The 13581-nt window shown below is 54.0% G+C and carries 10 protein-coding genes and 1 pseudogene; 7 read left to right on the top strand and 4 right to left on the bottom strand.

Annotation, left to right across the window (positions count from 1 at the left end; all coding sequences use genetic code 11):
* Window positions 1-1485 precede the first annotated feature (1485 nt).
* The 3 genes from ACZ5EH_RS01460 to ACZ5EH_RS01450 all read right to left on the bottom strand — a co-directional run bounded on the left by ACZ5EH_RS01460 (window position 1486) and on the right by ACZ5EH_RS01450 (window position 6117).
* Complete coding sequence (locus tag ACZ5EH_RS01460) at window positions 1486-2025, bottom strand: SiaB family protein kinase (protein WP_464276369.1); 540 nt, start codon at window positions 2023-2025, stop codon at window positions 1486-1488.
* Between the two features lie 346 nt (window positions 2026-2371).
* Window positions 2372-3538, bottom strand: coding sequence for an acyltransferase (locus ACZ5EH_RS01455; RefSeq protein ID WP_464276368.1), 1167 nt, complete (start codon window positions 3536-3538; stop codon window positions 2372-2374).
* A 158-nt stretch (window positions 3539-3696) separates the two neighbouring features.
* Window positions 3697-6117 (bottom strand): ATP-binding protein, encoded by a 2421-nt coding sequence (locus ACZ5EH_RS01450; protein WP_464276367.1) that lies wholly within the window; start codon window positions 6115-6117, stop codon window positions 3697-3699.
* A gap of 469 nt (window positions 6118-6586) precedes the next feature.
* Between ACZ5EH_RS01450 and ACZ5EH_RS01445 the strand changes: the two genes are divergently transcribed.
* The gene (locus ACZ5EH_RS01445; protein ID WP_464276366.1) at window positions 6587-6823 is read left to right on the top strand and encodes a GNAT family N-acetyltransferase; all 237 of its coding nucleotides are present in this window, start codon (window positions 6587-6589) and stop codon (window positions 6821-6823) included.
* 75 nt (window positions 6824-6898) lie between these two features.
* Complete coding sequence (sfsA, locus tag ACZ5EH_RS01440) at window positions 6899-7633, top strand: DNA/RNA nuclease SfsA (RefSeq protein ID WP_464278246.1); 735 nt, start codon at window positions 6899-6901, stop codon at window positions 7631-7633.
* An 18-nt stretch (window positions 7634-7651) separates the two neighbouring features.
* Here sfsA and ACZ5EH_RS01435 read toward each other — a convergent pair whose 3' ends face one another.
* On the bottom strand, window positions 7652-8470 hold the full coding sequence (locus ACZ5EH_RS01435; RefSeq protein ID WP_464276365.1) for a 1,4-dihydroxy-6-naphthoate synthase: 819 nt from the start codon (window positions 8468-8470) through the stop codon (window positions 7652-7654).
* 127 nt (window positions 8471-8597) lie between these two features.
* On the opposite strand from ACZ5EH_RS01435, the gene ACZ5EH_RS01430 reads away from it, so the two are divergent.
* The 5 genes and pseudogenes from ACZ5EH_RS01430 to ACZ5EH_RS01410 all read left to right on the top strand — a co-directional run bounded on the left by ACZ5EH_RS01430 (window position 8598) and on the right by ACZ5EH_RS01410 (window position 13545).
* Window positions 8598-9269, top strand: coding sequence for a TetR/AcrR family transcriptional regulator (locus tag ACZ5EH_RS01430; protein WP_464276364.1), 672 nt, complete (start codon window positions 8598-8600; stop codon window positions 9267-9269).
* Window positions 9227-10339 (top strand): annotated as a pseudogene (gene mqnE / locus ACZ5EH_RS01425) (aminofutalosine synthase MqnE); the annotation flags it as partial. The gene ACZ5EH_RS01430 and the pseudogene mqnE, both read left to right, overlap by 43 nt.
* Before the next feature lie 111 nt (window positions 10340-10450).
* The gene (gene mqnC / locus ACZ5EH_RS01420; protein WP_464278245.1) at window positions 10451-11473 is read left to right on the top strand and encodes a cyclic dehypoxanthinyl futalosine synthase; all 1023 of its coding nucleotides are present in this window, start codon (window positions 10451-10453) and stop codon (window positions 11471-11473) included.
* On the top strand, window positions 11466-12368 hold the full coding sequence (locus ACZ5EH_RS01415; protein ID WP_464276363.1) for a menaquinone biosynthetic enzyme MqnA/MqnD family protein: 903 nt from the start codon (window positions 11466-11468) through the stop codon (window positions 12366-12368). The genes mqnC and ACZ5EH_RS01415 overlap by 8 nt, the downstream gene beginning before the upstream one ends.
* Window positions 12361-13545, top strand: coding sequence for an amidohydrolase family protein (locus ACZ5EH_RS01410; RefSeq protein WP_464276362.1), 1185 nt, complete (start codon window positions 12361-12363; stop codon window positions 13543-13545). The genes ACZ5EH_RS01415 and ACZ5EH_RS01410 overlap by 8 nt, the downstream gene beginning before the upstream one ends.
* Window positions 13546-13581: the final 36 nt, after the last annotated feature.

The following is a 13581-nucleotide window of genomic DNA, read 5'->3' as shown; positions in this document are numbered from 1 at the left end:
TCCGTGTCAGTATCCAGTCGCCAGCCGCCAACCTTTGCAGTCTTACCGGTGGCGTCCAACAAGTGCTGGCTTTCGCGCAGGGCCAGGTTGGCCTCCTGCAATTGCGCGCTGCGTTGTTCCAGTTCCGCCTGTTTGGTCATCAAGGAGAGCATTGTATCTTGTAAATCGTTATCCAGACGCAGGATTTCTTCGGCAACCAGGCGGTCGGTGGTCAGAGCCGTGACAGGTGGCATTTCACCGCTTCTGAGTTCGGCTGCCCGGCGTTGCAGGTGCGTAAGGGGGGTTACAAAAAAGCGCCGGCCCACAAAAATGCCAATGACGCCAAACAGTACGACCATGCCAAACACGATGGCCGCAGTGCGCAAAAACACTGTCTGCCGCTCCATGTTCACGTCTTCAAGGTTCATCCGAAGCACAAGTGTCACGCCAAGTTCTGGAATCTCCATACGAGCGCTGGTCGCGTCGCCTCCCTGTTGGCTGGAGTAAAGAACGTTGCCGTCTTGAAGCAGTGAAATGGTTTCACCAGAGTTGGCTTCCTCGATTTCCTTTAAAACGTCGATGGAATCAATGGGAACGTCGGCAACAAGAAAACCAGCGGGTCCAAGGGCTGCACTGCCACTCCGGATGGCCACGGCAAACCGTAAAAAAGGTTTGGAAAGCGTATTGCCTGCGCAGCCAGACACTACCTTGACCGTGGCTTTGGTACTTTGTCGCAGCAGTGCAAATGTCTCTGGCTGCAACAGGCAACCGGAAGCATTGGCCGTGTCGTAGAGCAGTGAATTGTCGGCGTCGAACAGCACAAAACGCGGCTTTTTGCCGAATAGTTCCACCCTGTCCAGGAATGCCGCGGTGTTGTTGTGCGGACTGACATCTCTACGCAGAATGGCGGCAAGCATGGGGTTAGTCGCCATGTCCTCCATAACGGAAAGGTGGTTGTCCACATAGCGGACCAAAAGCGTTGCTGTGGCCTTGGAACGGGCGTCTAACAGCCTGGCTATCTGGTTTTCGAATGCTGAATATATGCCGTTTGCTGCAAGCAGGCCAACGAAAACGCCCTGGGCCGTCATCGCCAGGATGATGAAAATGCCGAACAGGCGCGCCATGGGCACACCACGTAAGGCGCGCTTGTTTTTGCTTGAGAAGGCGGTGTTGTTTGGGGAAGATGTCCTCGTACCTGTCGTCATTGCAGGATGTCCTTGCTCCCGTGTAGCCTTGTGTCTGCGATCAAACACCTGTTCATGGTGTTTTGACACAGCGTCGTCATTATTTCCCCCAAATGGTCGTCTGAAAAACAAATCAGACAATGGGATGATGCAGCATATTTTATTATGTTGGTATGATTTAGTAGTCAAATTATAAATAATTACCATTTTTACGCAGAGGTCGGGGAGGGGAGCCAGGAAGGCGTGCTGCTGCAAACACATTGCTGGGGCAACGCGCTACACAAATATGAGAAAGAAGGTTTTGCGTGAGGGAATAGGTGCGTCAGATAAGAACCAGCACGGAAAAAAAGACCACGCCTTTGCCGATTTCGGAAAAGGAATGGCTCATGTCCTTTGCATTACGAGCCAGTTCGATAAAGCCAAGTCCCGCGCCGCTACTTGTTTCAGGGGTGTCCTTGCGCCTTTGTTCCTTGAAAAGCGCCTTGAGTTCTGCTGCGTTCATGCCGGCGAGGCGGGTCAGCAGTGTATCCAACTCGGCCTGGCGGGATTGTGCAATGCAGTTGCCGCAATGGATGTAGTAGTCGTTGTCCTTGTAACCGATGACCACGATTCCATAGCTTACGGACATGTCCGGAGGCACGTCGCGCTTGTCCAGGGAATAGCGGTCGATATTCTGCAACAGCTCTACAAAAGCGGAGAATACGCGCATGTTTGTAGAGATTGACTCGCTCTTCAACTCCACCTGTTTCTTAAGGGCTTCACCAAGACTGATGATGACATCCTGAGTGATGGCGCCGCGAAAACTCAGGATAATGCCTTCATCGTCCATTTCCTGCTGTAAATGGAAGAGGTCTTTGTGCATGGGGCCGGCTCCTTTTTATCCGGTATGGCGCCCCTGGGAGAATGGCGAATGGTTTGGGGAAAACATGACCACGCAAAAAATACTACAGGGAGTCAATTGCAGCAATAGCGCTGACCCTATTACCGGTGGCGGGAAATGCTCGCCTCTGTAATTATGAAAACAGCATAACCAGATGGATTTCAGAGGTAAACCTTTTTGCCAGAGTGCTTTGTCCTTATTCGCAACAAGACGTTAGCAATCTCTTTTGAATATGAAGTTACTATTCTAGGACGTTTAAAAGCAGTTGGGAAATTTCAGGAACATGGAGGACCGTATTTGTAAAAAATGGGAACTGCTGGTTCCGTAATCAGACCAGGCGGCGTAAAACAGGCGTGTTGGCCAGTGCGTAAGCGCATAATAAGGAAAGGGCAAACAGAGCCAATGGCAATAAAATCTGCCCCGGCAACGTCTCCAGGGGCAAGTCCGGGAGTTGTTCGAATACAGAAAGTAAGTAGGTGTGGGTGACGTAAATGCCTGGTGTCAACACCCCTATTTGGGGAAGGATGCCCATGCCGAAAAGTGTGGGGTTGGCCAGGGCGATTCGGAACAGTCCCAGCCCTGTCAGGGCGCTCCCCACATAATAATGCGCCAGGTATCTATCAGAGAGGGCGGAAAGGGCCACCCCTTCTGCAAATAATATCCCCAATGCAATAAGAGCAAGAAGTAGGGACTGTCTTGACTTTGGAGGCAGCTGTCTGGATTGCCAGATGCCAAGCGTGAAAAGAGGAAACCCGAAAAAAGGGCCCAACCTGGTATTAACGTTCCATTGGGCCAAAAGGTCTATGCCGAAAAGTTGGCCATACCCTTGCCCCAGCAGACCGCAGACAAACATCGCCACCGCTGTGGGGTAGAGCCATTTTGGCCGCCAGCGCAAGATTACAAAGGCCATGGTCGCTGCCAGGCAAAGGGATGCCAGGAACCAGAGCTGCAACCCGGTGCCATTGAAGAGCAGGTGCCAGGGGTGATTAACCGCATCACCCAAGAGATCATGAAGATTTTTGTGTATGGCGCCCCACCACCCTAATTGATGCCATGCACGCGGGCGCGGCATAAGGGCGTAGAACAGGCACCATCCGAGATACATGGGTAGAATACGCCGTATTATCTTGGACAGGGCGCTGGTTTTGAAGCTCCCGTCTGGGGCAAGAAGACGTTGTCCAAAAAAGTACCCTGAAACAATGAAAAAATAGGGAACCGCAAAAAGGGCCAAAAGGTTGATGCACCAGGCAAGGGGGGCGGTCCACGTCGTGGGGTCTTCCAGTCTTTCAGCGTAAAAAGGGTCAGTATGCAGGCATATGACGGCAAAAGCCGCGAACACGCGCATTCCGTCAACCGCAGGACAACCGCGCACTGCGTGGCTCTCCACCATTGCCTGTGGTTTTTGCTGTAATGGCGGATGCATCACGGCCCCGGGTTTGGCAGCCGTGGGGCACATATAGAGACTGTGCTCCGAATCTCCGGGGGACGCTGGCATCACCTGGCTCCTGAAAAGCGATTACGCGGCATGAAAAGGGAAAGAAAAGCAAGGGCTGCGCCGTGCAGCCAAAATATGTATATATTCGTGGATCTGTGTAAGGAAAGTAAAAAAAAGTGTGGCTGGTTATCGGAAGTCGTCGTTCGCGTTTTTCGGGGTCAAAGCGCCAGGTTGCGCAAAATGGCTTCTAGGATGGGGAGCTCTATGGGTTTGGGAAGAAAGCCGTCCATACCCGCAGCAAGGAAAGCGTCTTGATCTCCTTTCATGGAGTGGGCGGTCATCGCGATGATGGGAATATTGGCGGGTAATGCGCCAGAGGTATCCTTGCGAATGTGTTTTGTGGCGTCCAGACCACTCATTCTGGGCATTTGAATGTCCATGAGCACCACATCGAATGATTCGCGCTTCAAAGCCTCCAGAACCTGCTGCCCGTTTTCAACGGCTACGTATTCGTGCCCCAGTTTGGAGAGCATGTGAACTGCAACACTCTGATTAAGCATGTTATCCTCGGCAAGCAGAACCTTTAGATGGCGTTTGCCGCTTGCCCCGGTGTCCTCGCAGGCGTCAACCAACTGTTTGATCGAAGTCTGTTTCATCTCCACAGTAAAATGTACGGTTGTGCCAACACCTTCCTCACTTTCCATAAAAACTTCGCCGTGCATCAACTCCACCAGTTTGCGTACGATGGCCAGCCCGAGGCCTGTGCCCTGAAATCGGCGGGAGTAGGAGGCGTCGCGCTGGGTGAAGGGTTCGAAAAGGCGCTCTATGTCTTCCTTTGGGATGCCGATACCTGTATCACGGACAGCGCAGGAAAGAATCAGTCGCGAATTTGTGGCAGCATGTGGAGCGTACAAGACGTCTGCTTCCATCTGTACGCGGCCTGCATCTGTGAATTTAACGGCATTGCCTACCAGATTGAAAAATACCTGCCGCAGTCGTCTCTGGTCCCCCAGTACCAGTTCAGGGACGTTGGGAGAGACATTGACCGTTATGTCAATTCCCTTTTCCCTGGCCTGAAAAATGAAAGTCTCCCTGAGGTGATTCAGTGTTGTTTGCAGAGAAAACGGCCACTCTTCAAGCTCCAGCTTGCCGGCTTCAATCTTGGATATATCCAGAATGTCATTAATGACTTCAAGAAGGGTTCTGCTGGACGTGAGCGCAGTTTGGACAAAATCCATCTGCTGTTCGTCGAGTTCGCTTTCCTCAAGCAACTGCAACATCCCGAGAACACCATTGAGCGGTGTTCTCACTTCATGGCTCATGTTGGCCAGGAATTCGCTTTTGGCAAGGCTGGCTTTTTCTGCAGCATCTCTTGCGGTGATGAGTTCCTGTTCCAGCGATCGTAAATCAGAAATGTCAGCGACGAATTCCATGCCGCCGATAATCGCCCCATCTTCATCCTTGATGGGCGCGCAATAAATCTTAAGGGACTTGCCCGTCAGTATCTCTTCTTCTGGCGTGGAGTAGCGGACCACTGTCGTGTTCTGTTCCAGCGCTTGGGGCAGGGAGCAATGGGAGCAGACATCCGGTTGTCCTTGCAATACTTTGTAACACTTTTTTCCTATTATGCCCCCGCTGTCCTTGAAGCCAAAGTTGTCCAGCAGACCTCGGCTGACGCCAATGATGTTGTATTCCCTGTCCACAACATTGATATGTCCTGGAATGTTCTCGAAAAAGGCATGGAGCTGACGGTTTGCTTGCAGCAGTGCCTCTTCGGCGCGTTTGCGTGCGGTTATCTCGGAAGCAAGGGTTGCAACACCCAAGCACGTGCCATCCGTAGAAAAAACAGGAAATTTTTTGGTCAGAAAGGTGCGCAGGCTTCCGTCTTCGCCCTGCGTTGTTTCCTCCACGGTCAGGTTTTCACCAGGGGCAAGACGAAATGCTCTGCGGTCGTTCTCCATGTATTTAAGGATTTCTTCCGGGGTGGACATGCTGGAAAAAAGCTCGACATCTGTTTTGCCAATAACCTGGGTTCGAGAAGTAAATCCGGTTAGGTGGAGATACGCTTTGTTTACAGTGACGTAGCGAAGATCGGCATCCTTGAACACTGCCACGTGCTCGGCATTTTCTATGAGCTCAGCCAGCAGCATTTTTTCATGCTCCACCCGCTCTTGTGCAGAGATGTCCTCGATGATTTGCATCATGCCCGCGCCGTGAGTCTCAGGCACAGGGATGATGCGAATCTGGACGGTTGTGGTTTGATTCCCAGAGAGCAAGTGCGCCGTACAGACTGAAGAAGCGGAAGAGTTGTCGGCATTTATTGGGGCGTGGCAATTCTTGCAGAGGCCTTCGTTGCTCTTGAACAAGTCGTGGCATTTGCGGCCGACGATTTGCTCCAAGGGCAGATCCAAAAGCCGACAAATGGCCTGGTTTGCCACCTGCACGGTATGGTCAGGGGCAATGCAGGTTATGCCAACGGGAATGCTGTCCAGAACGTGGCGCAAGAGTTGATTTTCGTCGTGCAGCGATGTTGCTTCAGGAAAATCATTTTCCGCTTCCAAACGTGCACGTAATGCGCTGTTTTCTTTTTCAAGAAACTCTATGCGTTTGAGCAGGTGCGACTGATTTATGGGGTCCATCGCTTGTGTCCCGTTACCAAGTCAGGAGTGTATCTATAAGTAGTAATATACGAAATTTCTCTTGTAAGCTTACTCATGAATACTATCCGTAGCAAGTAATATTAGTAATATATGTATGTTGCATTTTTGCAGTTCCTGCCCTGTAGTAGAAAAACTGTAAACAGCACCCGCGTAGGAAGAGAACGTTGAATAAGGATTAATATATACTTGAATTATGGAATATTCAAAACCGTGTCTGGCGGTTGCAAAGAACAAGTATTGTGGGAACAAAAATTTTTGAATAATTTTAGATAATTAGAAAAATTGCGGAGCATCAGTTGGGAAAGTATAGGTAATAGAATCAAAATAATAATTTTTTAAAATTTTGAGTGAACATGCGGGTGTGGTAACTCTGTAGGAAAGGAGATTTGTTTATGGAAAGTATAGAATTCTCAGGTTTGGATGGATATTTTGCGTAGAAAAGTAAGAAATGGGTGGAAGGATGGTATACTGTCCACGATTTGGCAAGATAATTATGAATGATATTATGAAGCACGCCAGAGATGCAGGAAAGAAAAAAGTATCTTTGCACGTAAGAGAATCGAATGATCAGGCTATACAATTTTATAAGGCAATTGGATTTACGGATGTACAAGTTATTGGCGGATATTATGCAAAGACTACTAAAGAAAGTGCTTTCGAAATGGAGTATGATATCGAAGAATAGCTGTCCATAGGGCTATCCGTTGGGCAGATGTTACACGTGCTCGACAAGCCCCATGACCTTTGGCACAAATCCTTGATGCCGACACCTATCCTCTTGCACTTGCCTTCTGATTGTCTGTGCGCCCGATTCCTGCGCCGGGAAAAGCGATTCACAGTATATGCCACAACTCTTGATGGTAAGCAGAGCTTGTTGGCGCATACCAACAATACCGGCTCCATGCTCGGGCTCTTGCGGCCAGGCAGTGAAGTGTTGCTTTCGCCCGCTGCGAACCCTGCACGTAAGTTGCCATTCACCCTTGAACTGGCCTGGCAGAACATTTTTTTGGAGCGTGGTTTCTGGGCGGGCGTCAACACCAGCACGCCTAACCGTATGCTGCAGGCAGCCTGGAAAGCAGGCGCTTTACCCGAGCTGGCGGATTGCACAACATTCAAACGTGAGGCTGTCTATGGCGCCAGTCGCCTGGATGCGCTTCTTACCGGTCCTGCCGGTGACGTGTGGGTAGAGTGCAAGAACGTGACTCTGGTGGAAGACGATGTGGCTCTGTTCCCGGACGCTGCCACAGAAAGGGGGCGCAAGCATCTGGTGGAACTCGCCGGCCTTGCGCGTCAGGGTGTGCGGACAGCGCTTTTCTTCCTGGTGCAGCGATCCGACGCGAAATGTTTTGCCCCTGCATCCTTGATAGACCCGGAGTACGCACGGTTGTTTTACGACGCCCTTGATGCCGGGGTGGAGGCCTGGCCTTGGATGACGCACATCTCGCCGGCCGGCATTGGCCTGGAGCGCAGATTGCCCGTCTTGCCGCGTGGATAAAAGGCCGGCTTTGGGGGGTTAGGATTGTTCCAGTATTTTCAAGGCTTTTCGTCCCTCTTCGCCCATGTCCAGCGACCATTTGGTCACAAAGGTCTCAATGTGCTGACGTATGGCCTCTTCACTCAGTTCCTTCGCATTTTCACGAATGTAGGGCATTGCTTGTTCCGGATTCGCCCAGGCCGTTTGCAGGCTTTCTCGAATGGCGGCTTCTATCCGTGCAATGCGCTCCTCACCCAGGGAGCGCCTGGCGACAATGCACCCCAGAGGCAGGGGCAAAGAAAAATAATTTTCCCACCATTGACCAAGGTCTTGTAGCAGTACCAGCCCCAGTGATGCATAGGTGAAACGTCCTTCGTGGATGAGCACGCCGGCATCCACTTCATCCCGCATCAAAGCGGGGACAATGCGGTCAAATCGCATGTCAGGGCGCTGTCCATCAGGCGCCAGCAAGGTTTGCTCGCTTTCCGTAAAAAGGCGGAGCAGCCTGGCCGCGGTGGTGTGCACCCCTGGTATGGCAATATTTCGCAGCCCTGTTGCCGGTGTGCCCTCTTTGGCGACAAGGACCGGCCCCACACCGTGCCCCATGGCGCCCCCGCATGAAAGCAAGGCGTAATGCTCCTGAACCTCTGGCCAGACCGCAGCGGATATCTTGCAAATGTCCAGCGCCTTGTCCAAGGCGAGGCTGTTCAACTCTTCCACATCAGCCAGCACCACGCAGGGACCATCTTCACCAAAAGCCCCCGCGCCTGCAAGATTATGCGTTGCCGCATGGAAGATGAACGTATCATTGGGGCAGGTCGAGTACCCCAAAGACAACGATTTTATGTGCGTTTCCATGTCGTATCCTTATGCAGAACTTGTCGTTGACAGCATGTCTTGTGCGGGCTAAGCGGTGACCAGGTGGTCATTATTTAAGTGAATGACCACCTGGTCACCATCGCGCACAAGATATGGGAGAGAGGCCATGACTGCAAGCACTACATTCAAGAATTTGCCGGAAGACAAGCGGCAACGGGTGCTGGAAGAAGCCGGTGAGGAATTTGCCGCGTCCGGCTACCAAGGCGCGAGCATGAACCGGCTGACATCGCGTCTCGGCATCGCCAAAGGCTCCTTGTTCAAGTATTTTGGCAGTAAGGAAGGGTGCTTCCGCGCTGTTTTTGACTTTGCAGTGGAGCGATTCGCTTCCAGAATGCGGGAAACACGCAACACCTCCAGTGGGGATTTTTTCCAGACACTGGACAGTCTGCTGGCCGCGGCAACATATTTTGCCAGCAAGCACCCTTCAATCTATCGCATCTACCTGAAGATGCTCTTCAACGAAGATTTCCCCATGCGCACCACCGTTCTGGCTGAAGTGCGCGCAAACGTCAGGAAATTGCTCATGCCGCTGCTGGAAAAGGCTAGGGATCGTGAAGAAATTCGCCCTGATATTGATTTGGACGTTGCCGTATTCTGTATCGACGCCGTTCTCGACCGTTATCTCCAGGCCAGTGTGGCAAACCTGCCCGGCATAGAGGTGAAAGGCATCGATTTTCCGCAAGCGGAAGAAACAGGCGCAATATCCAGAAAGCACATCGTTCATTTTTTGCGTCAATGCCTGGCGCAGCAGGAGGAAGCATGCTCGAAGCCCGCATGAACGCACTGAATTGTGGGGCGGTGTACGAAAAAGTATGTACAGGAAAACGCCTTACTTTAGATGAGGGGCAACGCCTGTATTCCCTCGAAGCCCCTGATGGTCTCCACGTGCTTTTGGCCCTGGCGGATCTGGCCAGACGGTTGCGCCATGGCGCGGATACACACTGGGTGTTCAATCGCCACATCAATTATACAAATGTCTGTGTACAGCGTTGTTCCTTCTGCGCTTATCGGCGGCAGGAAGGAGAAGAGGGCGCCTTCACCCTGAGCAAAGAGGACGTTTTCGCGCGGCTGGAACAGGCAGGGCGCGTTGACGAGGCGCATATCGTCGGCGGGTGCCACCCCTCTTTGCCCCTTGCTTTTTATGAGGATCTGTTGCGCTCCTTGCAGGAGCGTTTTCCCGATTTGGTGCTCAAAGGGTTCACCATGGTGGAGATAGCCCACTTCGCCGCGCTTGAAGGCATCTCCACACAAGAAGTGCTCAAAAGGTTGCAGGCGGCAGGGCTGGTGATGATGCCAGGCGGAGGGGCGGAGATTTTCGCCCCAATAATACGCCAGCAAATCTGCCCCACAAAAATAAGCGGGGAGCGCTGGCTGCAGATTGCCGGGGAGGCGCACTCCCTTGGGCTCAAGAGCAACGCTTCCATGCTTTTTGGCCATATGGAAACCACGCGCCACCGGTTGGAACACCTGGATGCCATTCGCAGACAGCAGGATGCGAGCGGCGGTTTTGTATGTTTTATTCCACTGCCTTTTCTGCAGCAGAACAATCCCTTGGCGGAAGGGCTCGGTGGCGCGCCCATGGCGGCGCGTGGTCTGGATATCCTGCGCACCGTGGCGATCGCCCGTCTGATGTTGGACAACATACCCCACGTAAAGGCCTACTGGGCCATGTTTGGCCTGAAAACGGCCCTTGCCGCCCTGCATTGTGGCGCAGATGACATCGATGGCACCATCCATGAAGAACATATAGGGCACATGGCCGGTGCAGATAGCGAGCAGGCCCTGACAGCATGTGAATTGGAGAAGGCCATCCGAGGTTCAGGTTTGCGCCCGGTCCGGCGTGACGGCTTGTTCCGGCATCTGCCGTCCGAGGATACAGTCGCACGCGAGTCCTACACCGTGTTTTCACCGCCGTTGCGCTCCTTGTTGCAGGGGGCGGCAGAAGGGCGCAGACTGGATATGGAAGAGGCCCTGGCCTTGTACCAGCACGCTCCGTTGCATGAATTGGGGGCAGCTGCCCATACAAGGCGCCTAGCTATGCGCCCCCCGGATGTGGTGACCTATGTGGTGGATCGCAACATCAATTACACCAACGTTTGCGTTTGCGGATGCCGTTTCTGCGCTTTTTACAAGACTGCCGGAGAAAAAGGCGGGTATGTCATGGAGCCTGACGTTCTGGGGCAGAAAATTCAGGAAACCCTGGACTTGGGCGGGCGGCAGATTCTTTTACAAGGGGGGTGTCACCCTGAGCTTGGCCTGGCATTTTATGAAGACATGCTGCGCAGCATCAGGGAGCGTTTCCCCGAAGTGCATGTGCACGCATTCTCCCCCCCGGAAATCCACCACATTGCGCACCTGGAAGGGCTGAGCGTTGCCGCCGTGATTGCCAGGCTGCGTGAAGCAGGACTGCACTCCATTCCAGGGGGCGGAGCCGAGATTCTTTGCGACGCAGTGCGCTCCAAGGTGTCCCCCGGCAAATGCACTGCTGGTGAATGGCTGGAGGTTATGCGCCAGGCGCATATGCAAGGCATGCGCACCACGGCGACCATGATGTTTGGTCATGAGGAAACGCCGCGGCAACGATTCGAGCACTTGTTTGCCCTCCGTGAGTTGCAGGAGGAAACAGGCGGCTTTACTGCATTCATTCCCTGGGCTTTTCAGCCTGGCAATACCGCCATAGATGCGCCCCCTGCACCACCTTCGGAATATCTGCGCATGTTGGCTCTTTCCCGTTTGGTACTGGATAATTTAGACAATATTCAGGCGTCCTGGGTCACCATGGGCGCGCATATAGCGCAGGCGGCGCTCCATTTCGGGGCCAATGATTTCGGTTCCACCATGATTGAAGAAAATGTGGTGGCCGCGGCAGGGGTGCGTTTCAGAATGGATGAAGCCGAACTGCGTGCAATTGTGCAGGAATCGGGTTTTACGCCCTGCCGCCGGAAAATGGATTACACTTTGTTGGAGGCATGCCATGCCTGATGCTCTTGAACACGGCGTCATGCGGGTAGGGCGCATTGCCTACCGCAATGTGCTGCCCATTTACCACCCCTTGGAGCAGGGGCTCTTGCCGCACAACATGCGCTTTGTCTATGGCCCACCTGCTGCACTGAACAAACGCATGCAGGCTGGCGAGCTCGATCTGGCCTCGGTTTCTTCCATCGAATACGCCCGCCGCAGCGACAGATACCTGTTGCTGCCGGACCTGGCCATAGGCAGCAACGGCCCTGTACAGAGTGTCTTGCTGCTTTCCAGCCTGCCTGTGGAGCAGCTGGGCGGTAAGGAAATTCTGGTCAGCGCGGAAACACATACTTCCGCCATGCTGCTCAAGCTGTTGCTGGAAAAATACTGGCAGGTGCCTGCAAGACTGGTGGCGGGAAGCGGGTCTGCCATGGCCGCGCTTGCCAAAAGCGGTGAACGCCCCGTTGCGGTGCTCGCCATCGGTGATGAGGCCCTTGCACTGCGGCAGAGCTCGGATTACGAACACCTGATCGATTTAGGCGAAGTCTGGAGAGAATGGACCGGATTGCCTTTCGTTTTCGGGGTTTGGGTCATGCGCCGTGAGCTTGGAGAAACATCCGCCCCGGCGGCGGCCGCCGCCTGCCGTCTGCTGTTGCAGGGCAAGGCCTGGGGGCAGCAGCATATCGAATCACTGCTGCCATTGACCGGCAGAGGTATAGGGCTGGATACCGATGCGCTGCGGCGTTATTTTCAGGGGCTTTCCTATGACCTGGGCCCCGCGGAACAGCAAGGGCTGCGCACTTTTTTTGCCTTCCTTGCCGGCGCCGGACTGTTGCAGGAGGAACCAGAGTTGCGATTTTTTCACTTGGAAAACTGCCCGGGAGCGCATGCTCCCACTGAGAACAGCCATGCCTGATGTTTTGCGCGCAGGGCGTATTGCCCTTTCTCCGGACCGCATCATCCACGATGGCGTGCTCATACATGAACAGGGGCGCGTCACCGCTGTGGGGCCTGCTGCAGAATTGTTGTCCGAGTTGGACCCTGCCTCTTTGGAGCAGATGGTCGATTATGGCGACCGCACCGTGGCGCCTGCGCCCATAAATGCCCATGCCCATCTGGAGCTCAGCCACATGAAAGGGGTTACCCAGTTGGGGCAGGGGTTCACAGCCTGGGTCATCAGCTTGCTTGGCGCCGGGATCGAAGCCATGAACGGCTGCAGTGAGGCGGCTGTGGACGTCGCCGTGGAGCAGCTTGCCGCATGTGGGGTGGCCCATATAGCAGATGTCAGTTCGAGAAATCCGGAGCTGGTGGCTGCTTCGCTGAGAAAGAAGAACATGGGCATGACCCTGTTGGCGGAAGCCTTTGGTTTTGCACCTCTCAAGGACGCCGATGCGTTGCTGCCGCACCCCTTTCTGAATGCTCCGGAATGGTTGCTGGAATCCACGGCAATTGCAGGGCACGCGTTGTATTCCACTTCTCCTGAGCGCATGCAGGCTGCCAAGGCGTGGTGCGCCGCAAAAGGACGGGTCTTTTCCCTGCACCTGGCGGAGCATGAAGGTGAGGTGGGGTTGCTCACCTCTGGAGAAGGGGAGTTTGCCAATCTGCTGCGCTCTCGGTTGTTGCCAAAAGGGTGGGAGGCCCCCGGTCTGCGGCCCGTGGCGTTTGCCGACTCTTTGGGGCTGCTTGATGCTGCGACTCTGGCCGTCCATTGCGTACAGGTGGCAGCGGAAGAAGTGCACACCTTGGCGCGGCGAGGGGTAACGGTGTGCCTCTGCCCCAGAAGTAATGCGGCTATCGGTGTTGGGAATGCGCCCGTGGCGGCCTACAGGGCAGCTGGGGTCAACTTGTGCCTGGGCACCGACAGCCTGGCCTCCAACACAGACCTCGACATCTGGCAGGAATTGCGCCATATTCTGAATGATCTGCAAGCCGCTGGAGAGCCATTGCCAACCATGGGCGAAGTGGTCGCCTGGACGTCCGCCAATGCTGCCCGGGTGCTTGGTTTGCAGGGTGAAGAAGGCCTGGGGGGGCTGGAAACAGGCAATCGCGCCGTATGGACGCTTGTTCCCTCCGATCTTGAGTACCTGTCCTGACGGAACGCGCCCCCCTACTGACGGTTTTCGCCCCGG

It is taken from the genome of Desulfovibrio biadhensis (genome assembly GCF_055388615.1).
Note: the sequence above shows the minus strand (reverse complement) of the source record. Positions and strands in the feature narration are given on the sequence as shown.

Coding starts and splice junctions, on each gene's coding strand:
- ACZ5EH_RS01460 (WP_464276369.1), bottom strand. CDS start 2,025: ATGCACAAAGACCTCTTCCATTTACAGCAGGAAATGGACGATGAAGGC.
- ACZ5EH_RS01455 (WP_464276368.1), bottom strand. CDS start 3,538: ATGCCAGCGTCCCCCGGAGATTCGGAGCACAGTCTCTATATGTGCCCC.
- ACZ5EH_RS01415 (WP_464276363.1), top strand. CDS start 11,466: ATGCCTGATGCTCTTGAACACGGCGTCATGCGGGTAGGGCGCATTGCC.
- sfsA (WP_464278246.1), top strand. CDS start 6,899: ATGCCGACACCTATCCTCTTGCACTTGCCTTCTGATTGTCTGTGCGCC.
- ACZ5EH_RS01450 (WP_464276367.1), bottom strand. CDS start 6,117: ATGGACCCCATAAATCAGTCGCACCTGCTCAAACGCATAGAGTTTCTT.
- ACZ5EH_RS01445 (WP_464276366.1), top strand. CDS start 6,587: ATGGGTGGAAGGATGGTATACTGTCCACGATTTGGCAAGATAATTATG.
- mqnC (WP_464278245.1), top strand. CDS start 10,451: ATGGAAGAGGCCCTGGCCTTGTACCAGCACGCTCCGTTGCATGAATTG.
- ACZ5EH_RS01430 (WP_464276364.1), top strand. CDS start 8,598: ATGACTGCAAGCACTACATTCAAGAATTTGCCGGAAGACAAGCGGCAA.
- ACZ5EH_RS01410 (WP_464276362.1), top strand. CDS start 12,361: ATGCCTGATGTTTTGCGCGCAGGGCGTATTGCCCTTTCTCCGGACCGC.
- ACZ5EH_RS01435 (WP_464276365.1), bottom strand. CDS start 8,470: ATGGAAACGCACATAAAATCGTTGTCTTTGGGGTACTCGACCTGCCCC.